Source organism: Pseudomonas sp. FP198, from assembly GCF_030687895.1.
GTDB lineage: Bacteria > Pseudomonadota > Gammaproteobacteria > Pseudomonadales > Pseudomonadaceae > Aquipseudomonas.
In genome coordinates this window covers 3,056,234-3,071,968 of sequence record NZ_CP117452.1, presented here as the reverse complement: position 1 = coordinate 3,071,968, position 15,735 = coordinate 3,056,234, and the positions used below count along the sequence as shown (strand labels likewise).

The window sequence follows — 15,735 nt, the reverse complement described above, 5'->3', positions numbered from 1 at the left end:
AGGCGAGAGGAATCAGGCTACGGGAATCGACGGATCGGCTGCCGCCAGGGCGGTTGCCCGATCGGCGGCGGGCGGGTAGATCCACACCGAGTTGATCTGGGTCTTGAGCTCCTTGGCCTCCTCGCCAACCAATTTGAGCTGGCGGTCCCAGCCTTCGGTGTACACCGCGCCCCAGGCGCCCAGGTCCAGGCACGTCACGTACTTGGGCTGGCTGTAGGTCATCGGCGCGACGCCGAGCAGGTCGGCGGCAACGTTGTTGCCCGCATAACGACCCAGGGCGATGGCATGCTGGCAGGACATGACCGCGTAGTTGCCCAAGTCGTCGGTGGCGGCATAGGCCACGTCGCCGCTGGCGTAGATATCGTTCTGCCCGAGCACCTTCAAATGCCCGTTCACATGCAGACGGCCCTGGCGGTCGCGGGTGGCGGGCACCTGTTCGGTGAGGGGGCTCGCGCGAAAGCCTACGGTCCAGATGACGGTGCTGGACTCGATACGCTGGCCATCCGAGAGGGTGACGCCGCCGGCATCCACCGATTCGACCGAGGCATTGAGGATCCACTCGATGCCCAGGTGCTCGGACGCTTCGATGATCGAAGGGCTGATTCCCTCACCCAGTGCTGCACCGATTTTCGGCCCGCGGTCGACCACGATCACGCGGATATTGGCGTCGCTGCCGAGGACGGCGCGCAGGCGGGCGGGCATTTCGGTGGCGGTTTCGATACCGGTGAAACCACCGCCGGCGACGACGACGGTATTGCGTGCGGGACTGTCCGGCAGGTTCCCGAGCGAATTGAGGTGGACCTCGAGGCGTGTTGCCTGTTCGATCTCATCGACATCGAACGCGTGTTCAAGCATGCCTTGCAAGTCGGGGCGAACCAGCTTGCTGCCCGCTGCCAGTACCAGTCGGTCGTAGCCCAGCGTCGCGAGGCTGCCGGCCACGTTGCGGTAGCTGATCTGCTTGAGGCTGACATCGATGTTCTCGGCCACGCCCTGGACGAAGTTCACGCCGACCGCATCGAACAGCGCGCCCAGCGGTGCCATCATGGTGTGGACGTTCGGCTCGTAGAAACGCGGGCGGATACGCAGTTCCGCCTGGGGGGCGAGGACGCTGATCCGTACGTCGTTGCGATCATGCTGGTCGAGGAGGCGGGCGGCACTGAGTGCGCTCCATACGCCGCCGAAACCGGCGCCGACAATCAAGATGTGCTGTTTCATGATGAGCTCCCGAAGACGAAAATCGATACGTTGAATTGTTTGAGGTTTCAGCGTGACCGTGTTGCGAGGTACCCGAAGGTGTGGGGCCTGATGGTTGGAGGCATCGGGCGCATTCAGTTTCGGTTCGCTGCGGGAGATGGTAGGGGGTGGCTCTGGGTTCGACACTTCTACATAGGGTCAGTGGGGGTATACACAGGTATTAGGGGCGGGGTGTATATCCGTTGCTGCGGTCGTGGCGGCTTATGGTTCCGCTCTTACAGCGGGTCACTTTTGGAAGAGCGCCAAAAGTAACCAAAAGCGCTTTGCCCCACCACTCGGTGCCTCGCCTAGGCTCGGCATGCCCTCACTCCGGCATTGCTCCGTGGGCCGCCGCGAAGGGCCATCCATGGCCCAGCGCGGCTAACCCAGCATCCATGCCGGGTTACCCACTGCGCAATGCCTGCGTTCGGCCATCGTGGTTAATGGGGCGCCGAGATCAAAATCAAAAGCAGAGCAAGAGCAAGAGCAAGAGCAAGAGCAAGAGCAAGAGCAAGAGCAAGAGCAAGAGCAAGAGCAAGAGCAAGAGCGGGGCACATGCCGGCATTTATGCAACTGTCCCACCGCCATCGCGAGCAAGCTCGCTCCCACTTTGGATTTTCGGCAAACGCAGATTTCATGTTCCACATTGAGCCACTGTGGGAGCGAGCCTGCTCGCGAAGGGGCCAGCCCCTTCAACATCTTCATTGACTGACCCACCGCCATCGCGAGCAAGCTCGCTCCCACATTGGATTTTTGGCAAACGCAGATTTCATGTTCCACATTGAGCCACTGTGGGAGCGAGCCTGCTCGCGAAGGGGCCAGCCCATCCAACATCTTCATTGGCTGACCTACTGCCATCGCGGGATATCCATACCAATCTAAACCGACCGTTCAAGAATCGACTCGATGCAAGCAACCAACTCCCCACACCTGAACGGCTTGGGAAAAACCGCCACCGGGCCACAACCCCCCGGTATGGCCAGCGCGGGCGCAACAGGCAGGCCCGTGATGAAAACAAGCGGAATGTCGATCCCGCGGGCGTAGAGCTCATCGCATAACTGAATGCCCGTCATGCCCGGCATCTGTATGTCCGACAGCACGCACGCGGTGTTTTCAAACCCGGCTGAAGACAGGAAGGCGACGGCACTGGCATAAGTCCTGACGCGATACCCGTGAGAGCGCAGCAAACCATCCAATGCAACTCGAACCGATTCATCGTCATCGATAACAGAAATAATTGCAGTGTCGGACATTTCGAAACCTGGCAGTAATATCAGGTCGCTATTAAAGCGCCCCTATCACTGCAAGATACGCTGTCCAAAAGCCGCGCCTAGTATACGTGGGTATGAACTTTCAACGATCGCGGCCCGGCTCCAGGGCCTGGGCCATGCGCACCAGGTCGGCAAACGAACGCGCAGCCATCTTGCGCATGGCCTGGCCTCGGTGGATCTTGACGGTGATCTCGCTCAAGCCTATTTGCCCGGCGATCTGCTTGTTCATCAGGCCCGACGCCGCCAGTGCCATCACCTGGCGCTCCCGGGCGGTCAACGTGGCGTAACGGTCCTGAAGCGCCTGCTGGCCACGCTCGGCCTCGCGGCGCAGTCGGTCGCGCTGATGGGCGGCGGACACCGCATCGATCAGGTCCTGTTCGCGAAACGGTTTGGTCAGGAAATCCACCGCGCCGGCCTTCATGGCCCGCACGGTCATGGCAATGTCGCCATACCCGGTCATGAATACGATCGGCAGATGAATTCCGGCATTCGCCAACTGCTGCTGGAAGTCCAGCCCGCTGGTGCCGCGAAGGCGCACATCGAGCAACAGGCAACTGGGTGCGTCGGGACGTGGATGGCCCATGAAGTCCGTCACCGAGTCGAACAGTTCGACCAACAGGCCAATGGAACGCAGCAGACTGCGAAGGGCTTCGCGCAGCGATGCGTCGTCGTCGACCACGTAGACAATCGGTTCATGGGCAAGGGCAGGGGGCATGGCGTGGCTCGGGTTCATGGCAGGGGTCCGCAACAGGTCAGGCTTTGGCTAACAACGGCAACGAAAATGTGAACGAGGTGCCTTGGCCTGTCTCGCTGGTAGCCCAGATCCTGCCGTCATGGAAATCGATGATCGAGCGACAGATCGACAGGCCTATGCCCAGGCCATTTTTCCGGGTGGTGAAAAACGGGTTGAACAAGGAGGGCAGTATCTCGGCCGTTATGCCAACCCCTTGATCGGTCACCGCCAGCAACACATCGTGCGCGTGCGTCCAGCTGCGCACATAAAGGATTCGGTCGCGCACCGGTAGCGTTTCCATGGCGTGGCAAGCGTTGGAGACCAGGTTGATGATCACTTGCTGCAGCTGGACCCGATCAGCGTCGACCAGGCTTGCCGCCGTCAGGTCCACCTTCAGGCTGACTTGGTGCTGAGCCAGCTGATGGCGCACCAGATCCAGGGCTTCGCTGACGATTTCGTCCAGTCGCTCGGGCCGGCGCAGAGGGTCGCATTTGCGCGCCATTGCCCGGGTCCGATTGATGACTTCACTGGCGCGGCAGGCGTTGGCGACGATCCGGTCCAGCGAGTCTAGGGCCTCCTTGAGGTCGGGCACCGGACGGTCGAGCCAGCGCCGACAGGCCTCGCCGCTGCTGGTGATGGCGGTCAACGGCTGGTTCACTTCATGGGCGATGGAGGCGGCCATCTCGCCCAGGGCGGTCAGCCGGGTGGCATGGGCCAACTGGGCCTGGGCTTCGATCAGGTAGGCCTGGTTATGCCGCAGGCGGTCCGAGGCATGCTTGCTGCGCAGTGCGAGAAACGCGATGGCTGACAGGGCTGTCAGGCAACGGAAGAACCCGGTGGTCGATTCCCAGCGGTGGTAACCGCCGTTGTACAGGAACATCGCCGTCAGCAGGAACATGCACATCAGCGCAACGGTGATCACCAGGTTGATTGAAAACAGGTTGGCCGCCATCAGCAGCAAGGTGATGTACAGCAGCGTCGGCGCCAGGTCGGAATGGGTTTCGGAATTGATGATGACAATCCCGCAGGCCACGACCAGGCCGACCGCCCAGCCCAGGGCGTTGACCAGCGGGTGAGTGCTGATGCCCATTGAAGGGCTCGACGCCTTTGGGGACGGCTGATACCGAAGGCTGTCGTAGATGCTTTTGAACATCATGGCGGGTGTGGGCACGCTGCAACCTTTCTTTTGTCTTGTCGGTCCGGTCCCGGTGGCGGTGGACACGGGGGCATCGTCTTGAATCTTAAAAGCTGCCCCTCGCCTCGTGGTAGGACATAAAACCCTGAAATCCTGCCAACCCGGGCACTCGTCCCGTATACCCAGGTATCAATCGGTGGACCCAAAGCGTCAACGCAGCGTCCTCCCGTACGACAGACGCCGGAGGGGCCGAGGCATAACCTTCCAGGCAGGCCGTCGCTGTCGAGCCGCGCAAAGCGGCCCAGGCACGACGTTTCTTTCCCGCCTCATTGGCCCTGCGCCTGGAATGGCTACCATGATGAACAGAAATGACCTGCGTCGTGCTGACATCAATCTGCTGGTTGTCTTCGAAACCATGATGCATGAGCGAAATGTCACCCGTGTCAGCGAGAAGCTGTTTCTTGGCCAACCGACCGTCAGCGCCGCCCTGGCGCGGTTGCGCCTGATGTTCGACGACCCCTTGTTCATCCGCGCGGGCCGGGTGATGGAGCCGACCTTCCGGGCGCAGGAAATCTTTTCCAACCTGTCGCCGGCGCTGGATGGCATCGCGGCTGCCTTGAGCCGCTGCCAGGCGTTCGATCCCGCCACCAGCGACGCGACATTCCACATCGGCCTGTCCGATGACGTCGAATACGCGCTGCTGCCAGACCTGCTGCACCGACTGCGTATCGAGGCGCCGGGCGCGACATGGGTGGTGCGCCGGGCCGATCAATGGCAGATGTGCCAACTGCTTGCGAGCGGGGAAATTACCATCGGTATCAGCCATACCCTGGAGCTTCCGGCCAATGCCCGGCGCAAGGCGCTGCGTCCGATACGGCCGATGTTGCTGCGCGCCGATGCACGTCCGGGCGAGCTGACGCTGGACGAATTCTGCCGCCGTCCCCATGCGGTGGTTTCATCCATGGGGCATGTCATCGATGATTCCGATCGGGCCCTGAGCCAGGTGGAGCGGCAGCGGCGTGTGGTGCTGAGCGTGCCGCAATTCAGCGCCTTGCCGGTGTTGTTGGCGCGCAGCGAGATGATCGCCATCGTGCCCGACTACGTCGCTCGGGCAATGGCCCAAACGACCGGCTTGCGCGCGGAACCGGCGCCCATCCGGTTGCCCGAGCGCGAGCTGTCGATGGTCTGGCGAGGCACTTCACATAACGATCCGGGAGAACGCTGGCTCCGTTCACGCTGCTGTGCGTTCATCGGCGAGCAGGCCGAAGCACAGGCTCAAGCCAGGCGCGTAGCCTGACACGACAGCGCGGTTCACCTCAGCGGGAGAAGCGGTTGCGATAGTCCCGTGGCGAAATCGAGAGGTGGCGTTGGAAGGTGTAGCGCATCCGTTCTTCGTCGCCGAAGCCGCACGAACGGGCGATCTGATCGATGTTGCGCTCGGAGTCCTCCAACAGTCGTCTGGCCGCTTCGAGCCGGAACATCTCGACGGCCTTGGCCGGGGTGCGTCCGGTCTGGCGCTTGTAGACCCGGGCGAAGTTGCGCGGGCTCATGCGTGCTTGCCGGGCCAGGCGTTCGATGCTCAGGTCGGCCTCATCCAGGTGCTCGGCGAGCCAGGCGTGCAGTTCATCGAATCCGGCGCTGTCCTGGGTCTGTGCCAGCAGCAACTGGCTGAACTGCGCCTGCCCACCGGGGCGCTTGAGAAAAACCACCAGCTCCCGGGCCACTTGCAGCGCGACATCGCGACCGCAATCGGCTTCCACCAAGGCCAGGGCCATGTCGATGCCGGCGCTGACGCCCGCCGAGGTCCAGACGCTGTCCTGCTGGATAAAAATCGCGTCGAGGTCCACTTCGATCAAGGGGAAGCCACTCTTGAGCATTTCGCACATGGCCCAATGCGTGGCGGCGCGGCGGCCATCGAGCAAGCCGGCCTGGGCCATGAGGAAGGTCCCGCTGCACACCGAAGCGGTGCGGCGGGCCTTGGTCGAGGCCGCGCGCAGCCAGTCCACCAGCTCGACACAGTCGATCATCGCCTGACGGATGTTCGGCGCGCCAGGCACGATCAGCGTGTCGATGACGGCGTTGTCGAACTCACCCAAGGCGCAGGTTTGCACGACCAGCCCTTCGGCGGTCTGCATCAGGCCGCCTTCAAGGCTGGCGGTGTGCATCCGGTAGCCGGGCAGGCCACGTTCGGTCATGGCTTTGGTGGCCGCCCAGAACACCGTCTGGGCGCCGGTCAGGTCGAGCAGGCCCATCTGCGGATAGGCGAGGAACACCAGCGCGCGCGGTTGGGATACGGACCCGGCGGCAATGCGGATGTCACAGGTCATCTCGTTCATGGTCGCGCGGCTCGTTTCAAGAAAGGGCGGGTTCGGAGGGGCAGCGGCTGCGCCTCGGTGTCCCTGGGTGATTAATCCTCCGCCCGGACAATGTCAAGTCGGCCGCGTTGAATCTTCAGGTGCTATCGTTATGCGATACAGGTATTTAAATTTTATTTTTTATAGCTTTAAAGTCGGCGCCTGAATTTATCCATAAGAGGCCACGGCCATGGCGTTCAAGCGTCCCGTATTTTTTCTTTCCCTGGCGACGAGCCTGCTGATCGGGCCGCTGGCCCATGCCGAAGGCAAGATCAGCATCGCCCAGCAATTCGGCATCGGTTATCTGATCCTCGATGTCGTGCGTGACCAGCAGCTCATCGAGAAACATGGCAAGGCCCAGGGCCTGGACATCAAGGTGGACTGGAACAGCATCTCCGGCGCCACCGCCATGAACGAAGCGTTGCTGACCGGCGCCCTCGACGTGGTGTCGGCCGGGGTGCCGCCGATGCTGACGATCTGGGATCGGACCCGGGGCAAGCAGAACGTCAAGGCCATCGCCTCGCTGGGCTCGATGCCCAACTACCTGTTGACCAACAACCCTGAGATCAAGACGCTCAAGGACTTCACCGACAAGGACCGGATCGCGGTCCCGGCGGCGGGTGTCGGCTTCCAGTCGCGCACGTTGCAGATCGAGACGGCCAAGGTGTTTGGCGATGAGCACTACAAGAAATTCGACGACATCTCGGTCAGCCTCCCGCACCCGGACGCCACGGCCGCGTTGATCGCGGGCAAGTCGGAAATCAATTCGCACTTCTCCAGCCCGCCGTTCCAGTACCAGGCGTTGCAGAACCCCAACGTGCACAAAGTCCTCAGCTCCTATGACGTGCTCGGCGGGCCGGCCACGTTCAACGTGCTCTACACCACGGAGAAATTCCACGACGAAAACCCGAAGACCTACAAGGCGTTCTACGCCGCGCTGGTCGAAGCCCAGAGCATCATCAAGGCCGACAAACCTGGCGCCGCCCAGACGTATATCCGGGTAGAGCAATCCAAGCTGCCATTGCCCCTGGTGGAGAAGATCGTCAGCGACCCGGAAATCGATTTCACCGTGGTGCCGCAACGCACCTATATCTACGCCGACAAACTGCATGAGCTGGGTGTATTGAAGAACAAGGCCGACAGCTGGAAGGACTACTTCTTTGAAGAAGCCCACGGCGGCGCAGGCAGCTGACTAGCCGTTTTCGGCACAATCGAGCGAGTCACCCGGGAGACGGAATGGAACTTGCCTGATCTTCGATCCATAACCCTGGAATCAGCGAAGGTCGGGTGAATGAACGACGACATGGCGGATGGGTTGCCGACGCGGCCGATCAATCGGTTCCGCACCGGCGACATCGACGAGCACGCGCGGAACATGGGCGGTTGGCAGGTAAGCTACGACCAACTGACGCCAGGGCGCTTCGAAGGCGAGTTGATCGAGTTCCGCGCGGATTGGATGCAACTGGTGCGCGACCGCTCTAATCAGGCCATGACCAAGCGCGGCATGGCGTGGGAGGGCGCGATTACTTTCAGCGTACCGCTGCGCGCGGACGGGCCGGTGTTCTGCTGCGGGCACCCGATTGTCGAGCCGAGCCTGATGGTCGCCCATGGCCGCAACCTGCCCGACCTGCGCACCCCCCAGCACTTGGACCTGCTCGGCGTCGCCGTCAAGGAGCAGGCCCTGGAGCACCTTCTGGAGCGTCAGGGCAGCGCCTTTCGAATTACCGATCTTCCCAAGTGTTACCGTCTCGGCGATTCGACCTTGCCCGCTGAGCTGGCGGCGCTCTTCGACGAGCTCGAAGGGGGCGGCCATGGGCGTGAGTCATTGTTGGGCTTCGAGTCGATCCGCCGCGGCCTGCGCGATACGGTGATGCTGCATCTTTTGGAGCTGGTGGCGCCCGACCAGGCGCCGCCGCTGACCCCGACGGCCCGCAAGCGCATGGTCGACCGGGCCCGGGAATATGCCCTGGCCCATGTCGACGAGCCGCTGTCGATCCTCGACCTGTGCAACCACATCGGCGCCAGCCGGCGTAAATTGCAGTACTGCTTCCAGGAAACCCTGGGCATCAACCCGGTGGCCTATTTAAGGGCGCTGCGCCTCAATGCCGTGCGCCGGGAGCTGCGCGCTGGCGACCAGACCAGGGGCGTGCAGGAGGTGGCGGCACGCTGGGGCTTCTGGCACCTGAGCCGTTTTTCTAGCGACTATCGGACCCTGTTCGGCGAAACCCCTTCACAAACCCTGCGGCGCACGCATCTGTGCTGAAAACGGATAACGGCTGGCGGACCGGCTCCCTAGGATGACCCCATCACCACATGGTTGGGACGGGGCATTCGATGAATCAGAACAAAAAGAAAAACCTGCAACGTAATGCGTGGATCACCGTGGGGCTGATCGGCGCCTGCGCCATGGCCAATGCCACTGAAAGTGGCGCGCCGACCACCGCGGTCGGGGTCTACGATTTCGGCGCCGGCATGATGCCGCCAGCCACGCCCTTCGGCACGGTCGGGCTGCGTACGGCGTTCTATTCGGCCAACGTGCAGAAGGATCGCCACGGCAATTCCCGCGACAACAATCTTTCCCTCGACGTGCTGTCCATCGGCGTGGCTTACCTGCACATGACCGATTACACCGTGCTTGGCGCCCAGTATGGTTATGGCGCGGTGGTGCCGTTCTTCAAGATGGACGCTTCGGTACGGGTGCAGACGCCGGTCGGTCCGCTGGACCTTGAAGCCGATCCGTTTCGCCTGGCGGATATCCAGGTGCTGCCGGTGATCCTGCAATGGACGCTGTCGCCGAACCTGTTCGTCAATGCCCAGTTCCAGATCCAGGCACCGACCGGCGACTACGACGAGGACCGCCTGATCTCGCCAGGGCTGAATCACTGGACGTTCTCGCCAATCCTCAACGCGACCTATATCTCCGACACCGGCTTCGAGGTGTCCTCCAGCTTCGAAGTCGACGTGAACACCCGCAACCCCGCCACCGATTACAAAAGCGGCGTCGAGTATCGCCATGAATTCGCCGTTGGCCAGCATATCGGCCCCTGGACGCTGGGTGTGGGCGGCTATTACTACCGCCAGTTCACCGACGACGACGCTCCAGGGCTTGAGGCGGGCAATCGCGCACGGGTTATCGCGGCGGGGCCGGCGGTGGGCTATTTCAAACCGGGCGTGCCGCCGGTCTGGCTGCACGTCTACAAGGAATTCGACGCGCGAAACCGCGCCGAGGGCTACACCACGGCCCTGCGCATTTCTCACAGTTTCTAGGGGGCCGTCATGAACTCATCAAATTCCATTTCAACGGCGTCGCCGCGTCAGGCCGTTGGCCGGCGTGAAGGGCTGGTGCTGATGCTCGGCAGCAGCCTGACCATCATGGGCTCGGTGATGGTCACGCCGATTCTGCCTCGGCTGGGCGCGGAGTTCGGCCCCATCGAGCCTCGCGCCGATTTGTTGGTGCCATTGGCAATCACCGGGCCGGCCCTGGCGATTGCGCTTTGCGCGCCCCTGGCCGGCTGGTTGGCCGACCGGGTCGGACGCAAGGCCTTGCTGGTCATCGCCACCTTGCTCTATGCGGTGCTCGGCGCGTTGCCGGCGCTGCTCGACAACCTGCCGGCGATTGTCGGCGCGCGCTTGCTGTTTGGCTGTGCCGAGGCGGCGGTCATGACCTGTTGCGCGACCTTGATTGCCGACTATTGGCACGGCGAGGAACGCTTGCGCTACGTCAACCGGCAAGTGGTGACCATCGGCCTGGTGGGAGCGCTGTTCTTCGTCGTCGGCGGGGCCCTCGGGGAACATTCGTGGCGCTCGCCGTTCCTGCTGTACCTGCTGCCGTTGTTGCTGGTGCCGGCCATGATGAAAATCCTCTGGGAGCCGCCGGTGGCCAAGCTGCGGACGGTCGACGCGCGCCCCGATGAACCGGCGCCGGGCAAAGTCGCGGTGCTGCAGCTGGTGGTGGGCTACCTGATGATCGTGAGCGGCATGGTCCTGACCTTCGTCATGCCGATCCAGGCCCCCACGCTGTTGGTCGGCCTGGGCGTGACCTCCAGCACCCTGATCGGCCTGGCGGCGGGGTTGAGCCTGTTGGCGACACTCGTTGGCTCGTTGACGTGGCCGTTGCTGCGCCGGCGCCTGGGCATTGCCGGTTGCAACGCGCTGTTGCTCGCCCTGATGGGCCTCGGGCTGTGCCTGCTGGTGCGCGCGCACAGCTACAACGCGGTGCTGCTGGCAGTGTTCGTCCAGGGGTTGGGCGCCGGGCTGCTGGTGCCCAACGTGATGGCGCCGGTGATGAATGCGCTCACCGCCACCACCCGTGGCCGAGGCCTGGGCGGGTTCACCTCGTTTCTCTATATCGGCCAGTTCATCAGTCCGTTGGTGGTGGCATTCGTCGGTGCCTTTGCCGGTGACCTTCGCCAGTCCATCCAATGGCTGGCCTTCGCCAGTCTCGCGGCAGCACTGCTCTGGGTGGCGGTCGGTTTACGCACGCGCGGCCATCGACAGGCGGACGTCGCCGGATCTCGTCAATCGTCATGAACAAGGAATCTGAAACCATGAGTCTGCAAGACATCCACCAGTTGATGGACAGCGAAGACGGGACCGCCCTGGCCGAGTGGGTCAGACGCGGTGAGGTCCAGCCCGGCGAGCTGCTGGAGACGGCTATCGAGCGCCTGGAGCGGGTCGAACCGCAGCTTAACGCCGTGGCGGAACGGCTCTACGATTCGGCCCGGGAGGCGGCGCGTACGCCTCAGGCCGGGCAGGGCCTGTTTGCCGGCGTTCCAACCTTGATCAAGGATCTGTTTTCGCCGGTCCAGGGCGCGGCGATGACCAACGGCTCCCGTTCGCTGGGCGCCTGCCGCGCGGATTTTGAATCGGAAGTGGTGACACGCCTGAGACATGCCGGATGCCAGGTGTTGGGAACCAGCACGTCGCCTGAGTTCGGCACGTCTTACTCCACCGAATCGGCGCGCTTCGGCGCCACGCGCAACCCGTGGAATACCGAGCGCAGCGCCGGCGGCTCCAGCGGCGGCGCGGCTGCATTGGTGGCGGCCCGGGTCGTGCCGTTCGCCCACGGCAACGATGGCGGCGGTTCGTTGCGGGTGCCGGCATCGTGCTGCGGGGTGTTCGGCTTCAAGCCCAGCCGCGGATTGCTGCCGTCGGGGCCGATGATCGGCGAAGGCTGGGCGGGGATGGGCACGCCCCATGCCATCACCCTGTCGGTGCGCGACAGCGCTGCGTTGCTGGATGCCACCGCCGGGATTGATCCGGGCGCGCCGTATGCCGCGCCGCTCCAGGCGCAGCCTTACGTGACGGCGCTGCAGCGCGATCCAAAGCCGTTGCGCATTGCCCTGGTCGAGCAACTCGGCCCCTGGGGGACCTCCGCGCAAAGCCTGCAAGCGGTCGGCGAGGCCGCCAGATTGTGTGAAACCTTGGGCCATCGCGTCGAACCGGTGAGCTTGCCGGTGGTGTTGCCGGAGTTTCTTGATCAGGTCTTCACCATCATTGGTGCGAGTACCCGCCATTACGTCGACCTGCTTGGGCAGATGCGCGGGGCCGCGGTGCAGGCGGAGGAACTGGAAGTGCGCACCCGGATCATCCTGCGCGACAAGGGCAACGTCAGTGGCGCCCAATACGCGGGCGCGGTGGAGTGGATCCATGCCCTCGGCCGCCGGCTGGCGCTGTTCATGGAGGATTACGACGTGATCCTCAGCCCGGTCCTGAGCCGCGAACCGGTACCGATTGGCGAGCTGGACGTGCAAGACGTCTGCATCAGCCTTGAGCAGCTCATCGAACGATTCCACAGCTATTCGCCGTTCACCGCGCTGTTCAATGCCAGCGGCCAGCCGGCGATGTCGGTACCGTTGTCCTGGAGCGCAAGCGGCCTGCCGCTGGGCGCGCATTTTGCCGGGCGGTTCGGCGAAGAAAGCACCTTGCTGGCCCTGGCCGCCCAACTGGAACGCGCCCAGCCGTGGCGTGGGCGTGTACCGCCGGTCAATGCTCACCGCAGATGAAAACTGCACCCACACCTCATGTGGGAGTGTTGGGCGGGATGGTGGCGGCGTAGCGGAACCTGTGTGGGAGCGAGCCTGCTCGCGAAGGCATCGTCAGGTTCAACATCGTCTTTGACTGAACGTCCGCTTTCGCGAGCAGGCTCGCTCCCACAGGTGATGAGTGTTGGGCCGGGATGGTGGCGGCGCAGCGGAACCTGTGTGGGAGCGAGCTTGCTCGCGATGGCGTCGTCAGGTTCGACATCATTTGTTGACTGACAGTCCGCTATCGCGAGCAAGCTCGCTCCCACAGGGGCTTTGTGCGCAGCGAGCATGGGGGAATCAAGGCAACCGGAGCTCAATACCGAATCATCACCGACTTCAGCTCGGTGTAGTCATCAATGAACGCGCTGCCGAATTCCCTGCCGATACCCGAAGACTTGCTCCCGCCGAATGGCACGGCGGGGTCGAGCAGGGTGTGCATGTTCACCCAGACGGTGCCGGCTTCAATGGCGGGCACCATGCGCAGGGCCTTGCCCAGGTCGTTGGTCCAAAGGCTGGCGCTCAGCCCGTAGGGCGAGTCGTTCATCAGGTCGAGTAGTTCCTCCTCGGTGTCGTAGGGCAGGAAGGTAGCGATCGGGCCGAAGGTTTCTTCATTGAGCAGCGCATCATCTCGGTGATTGGCAAGGATGATGGTCGGCTCGACGTAGCAGCCAGGCCTGTCGATCAGCTTGCCGCCGTGAATAATCGTATTGTTCTGTGCCCGCGCCCTGGCGAAATACTCGCCGAGTTTCTGCTGATGCTGACGGTTGGTCACCGGACCGAATTGCGTGGCTTCATCCAGCGGCGAGCCGATGCTGAGCTGACTCAGGCGTTCGGCGAGCTTGCTCATGATCGGTTCGATCTGCGAGCGGTGGACAAAGAATCGCTCGGCCGCCGCGCAAATCTGCCCGGAGTGCAGGAAACCCGCCTCGATGATGCCATTGACCGCCACTTCGGGATCCACATCGGCAAGGAATCCAGCGGCATTTTTGCCACCCAGTTCCAGTGTCGCCCGGGTCAGTCCGGCGCCCATCGCCGCTTGGCCCACGGCGATGCCGGTAGGCACCGAGCCGGTGAACGACACCTTGTTGGTGCCTGGATGCTCGATCAAGCCCTTGCCCACCAGACCGCTACCCGTCACCACGTTCAACGCGCCCGCCGGCAGACCGGCTTCCATGGCCAGTTCAGCGATGCGCAGGACAGTCAGCGGTGTGAACTCGCTGGGCTTGATGATAATGCTGCAACCGGTCACCAACGCCGAGGCGAGTTTCCAGATGGCGATCATCGTCGAAAAATTCCACGGCACGATGCCGACCACCACGCCCACCGGTTCGCGCAGGGTGAACGCCGTGTAGCGTTCGCCAGCGAAGGAGGGTAGCGACGGGGTAATGGTCTGGCCGCTGATCTTGGTCGCCCAGCCCGCGTAGTAACGCAAGAAGTGCGCAGCCTGGTCGACTTCGAAGGCGCGAGAGATATGGATGATCTTGCCGGATTGGCAGGTTTCGATCTGTGCCAGCTCCTCGCGGTGTTGCTCCATCAGGTCCGCCAGTTTCAGCAATACATGCCCACGGACCGCTGGAGCAGCCTGGGACCATTGCTTGAAACCGCGCCGGGACGACTCGACCGCCGCATCGATATCGCCAGGACCGGCGTCGCTGACCTGGGCGATGACCTGGCCCGTGGCCGGGTTGATCACGTCCAGGGTCTGTCGGCTCTGGCTTTCGACATAAGCACCGTTGATGAACAGCGCGTGGTGTCGCCCAAGGAAGGCTTGGACCTCGGGCAGCAGGGCAATATCGCTCATGGGAAGTTCCTGTTCGCAGGCAAGGGAAAGCCCCGAGACTAACCCTTGGAAGGCCGGGCGGGCTTGACCGTGGCTGCCGCGTCGCATGTCTGTGGCTGCCATTTCCGCAGTTGGCAGGCACAAGCAAAACCTATGCAGCCAGATGCAAGCCTGCACCGCCCGTTTGCGGTCAGATCAGTGCTTCGAATCAATCGCACAGGGGCAGAAAATGTTTCTCCAGACCGGCAAGCAGAAATTGGCGTTGATCGAACAGGTGCGGCGGATACTGGCTGGCGAAACCGCTGACGCGCCTGCGCTCGTGGCCTATCCGCAACTGCGGGCCAGTCTTGAACAACACGCCCGGCAAACAGCGGATGCGGCTGAACGTTTACGCCAGGCCGAGAGCGAAGTGAACGAGCAGGCATCAAGACACCAGCACGTCGAACAGGCGTATGCGTTGGCTCGCCAACAACTGGATCAGGCAGGAGAACGTGAGCAAGGGCTTCAGGCCCGGCTCGAGCAGCTTGAGCGGGAATCCCGACAGCACTTTCAGGAGGCGCAGATCTGGGAGCTGCTGCAATCGACCCTGACCGAAGGCTGCTGGGACATCACCGTGGTCAACGGCGATTTGCAGCACCCGGCGAGCGGCATGCGCTTTTCCAGTCAGTTCCGCTCATTGCTGGGGTACGGGCCGGACGAGTTGCCGGACGGCTGGGACGCCCAGGTCGGCATCACCCATCCCGATGACCTGCCAAAGATCATGGCGATCTTCGACCGGGAGATTCTTGGCAGCCAGGGCTGTGGCGAATACGTTTTCGAATATCGGATGCGACACAAGAGTCGCGATTACATCTGGTGCCGCGAGCGCGGCCGCGCCGTGCGCGACGGGCAGGGGCGGCTGGTCCGGGTGCTGGGCGCGGTGCGGGACATCAGTGATGAGCGTTCGGCCCAGTCTACCCATCAGCGCATGCTGGAGCAGAACCAGGTCACTTACGCGCAGATCGCCACGGTGGTGGGCGTGATCAAGGGCATTGCCGACCAGACCAACCTGCTGGCGTTGAACGCGGCAATTGAAGCGGCCAGGGCGGGCGAGGTCGGGCGCGGCTTTTCGGTGGTGGCCGACGAGGTGCGCAAGCTGGCGGAAAGTACCCGCCAGGCCACGCACCAGATCCAGACCATGTTGCACCAGCACAAGGGCTGAGG

The 15,735-nt window shown here is 63.1% G+C and carries 12 protein-coding genes and 2 pseudogenes; 8 read left to right on the top strand and 6 right to left on the bottom strand.

Annotated elements, in window-relative coordinates:
* Positions 1 to 12: 12 nt before the first annotated feature.
* From PSH78_RS14005 to PSH78_RS13990, 4 genes are all read right to left on the bottom strand, one after another.
* Positions 13 to 1,215 carry an NAD(P)/FAD-dependent oxidoreductase gene (locus tag PSH78_RS14005; RefSeq protein ID WP_305494810.1) on the bottom strand — a complete coding sequence of 401 codons (1,203 nt, stop codon included), beginning with the start codon at positions 1,213 to 1,215 and terminating at the stop codon, positions 13 to 15.
* An 896-nt stretch (positions 1,216 to 2,111) separates the two neighbouring features.
* Positions 2,112 to 2,486, bottom strand: coding sequence for a response regulator transcription factor (locus PSH78_RS14000; protein ID WP_305494809.1), 375 nt, complete (start codon positions 2,484 to 2,486; stop codon positions 2,112 to 2,114).
* 100 nt (positions 2,487 to 2,586) lie between these two features.
* Positions 2,587 to 3,237 (bottom strand): response regulator transcription factor, encoded by a 651-nt coding sequence (locus tag PSH78_RS13995; RefSeq protein ID WP_370870915.1) that lies wholly within the window; start codon positions 3,235 to 3,237, stop codon positions 2,587 to 2,589.
* A gap of 19 nt (positions 3,238 to 3,256) precedes the next feature.
* Positions 3,257 to 4,327, bottom strand: coding sequence for a sensor histidine kinase (locus PSH78_RS13990; RefSeq protein ID WP_305494806.1), 1,071 nt, complete (start codon positions 4,325 to 4,327; stop codon positions 3,257 to 3,259).
* A 400-nt stretch (positions 4,328 to 4,727) separates the two neighbouring features.
* Here PSH78_RS13990 and PSH78_RS13985 point away from each other — a divergent pair, with 400 nt between their 5' ends.
* On the top strand, positions 4,728 to 5,669 hold the full coding sequence (locus tag PSH78_RS13985; RefSeq protein WP_305494805.1) for a LysR family transcriptional regulator: 942 nt from the start codon (positions 4,728 to 4,730) through the stop codon (positions 5,667 to 5,669).
* A 19-nt stretch (positions 5,670 to 5,688) separates the two neighbouring features.
* Here the strand turns inward: PSH78_RS13985 and PSH78_RS13980 are convergent, their stop codons facing one another.
* Complete coding sequence (locus PSH78_RS13980; RefSeq protein ID WP_305494803.1) at positions 5,689 to 6,708, bottom strand: GlxA family transcriptional regulator; 1,020 nt, start codon at positions 6,706 to 6,708, stop codon at positions 5,689 to 5,691.
* Between the two features lie 208 nt (positions 6,709 to 6,916).
* Between PSH78_RS13980 and PSH78_RS13975 the strand changes: the two genes are divergently transcribed.
* The 5 genes from PSH78_RS13975 to PSH78_RS13955 all read left to right on the top strand — a co-directional run bounded on the left by PSH78_RS13975 (position 6,917) and on the right by PSH78_RS13955 (position 12,731).
* The gene (locus PSH78_RS13975; RefSeq protein WP_305494802.1) at positions 6,917 to 7,918 is read left to right on the top strand and encodes an ABC transporter substrate-binding protein; all 1,002 of its coding nucleotides are present in this window, start codon (positions 6,917 to 6,919) and stop codon (positions 7,916 to 7,918) included.
* A gap of 99 nt (positions 7,919 to 8,017) precedes the next feature.
* Positions 8,018 to 8,989, top strand: a complete 972-nt coding sequence (locus PSH78_RS13970; RefSeq protein ID WP_305494800.1) for a helix-turn-helix domain-containing protein — start codon at positions 8,018 to 8,020, stop codon at positions 8,987 to 8,989.
* Between the two features lie 71 nt (positions 8,990 to 9,060).
* On the top strand, positions 9,061 to 9,993 hold the full coding sequence (locus PSH78_RS13965) for a transporter (protein WP_305494799.1): 933 nt from the start codon (positions 9,061 to 9,063) through the stop codon (positions 9,991 to 9,993).
* Positions 9,994 to 10,002: 9 nt separating this feature from the next.
* On the top strand, positions 10,003 to 11,256 hold the full coding sequence (locus PSH78_RS13960; protein ID WP_305494797.1) for an MFS transporter: 1,254 nt from the start codon (positions 10,003 to 10,005) through the stop codon (positions 11,254 to 11,256).
* A gap of 17 nt (positions 11,257 to 11,273) precedes the next feature.
* Entirely contained in the window at positions 11,274 to 12,731 is a 1,458-nt protein-coding gene (locus PSH78_RS13955) for an amidase (RefSeq protein WP_305494796.1), read from the top strand.
* 334 nt (positions 12,732 to 13,065) lie between these two features.
* Here the strand turns inward: PSH78_RS13955 and PSH78_RS13950 are convergent, their stop codons facing one another.
* Positions 13,066 to 14,553: an aldehyde dehydrogenase family protein gene (locus PSH78_RS13950; protein WP_305494795.1), complete on the bottom strand. Its 1,488-nt coding sequence runs from the start codon at positions 14,551 to 14,553 to the stop codon at positions 13,066 to 13,068.
* A gap of 85 nt (positions 14,554 to 14,638) precedes the next feature.
* On the opposite strand from PSH78_RS13950, the pseudogene PSH78_RS13945 reads away from it, so the two are divergent.
* Positions 14,639 to 15,424: pseudogene (locus tag PSH78_RS13945) on the top strand (PAS domain-containing protein); the annotation flags it as partial.
* A pseudogene (locus PSH78_RS26640) lies at positions 15,410 to 15,721 on the top strand (methyl-accepting chemotaxis protein); the annotation flags it as partial. The pseudogenes PSH78_RS13945 and PSH78_RS26640, both read left to right, overlap by 15 nt.
* Between the last annotated feature and the right edge of the window lie 14 nt (positions 15,722 to 15,735).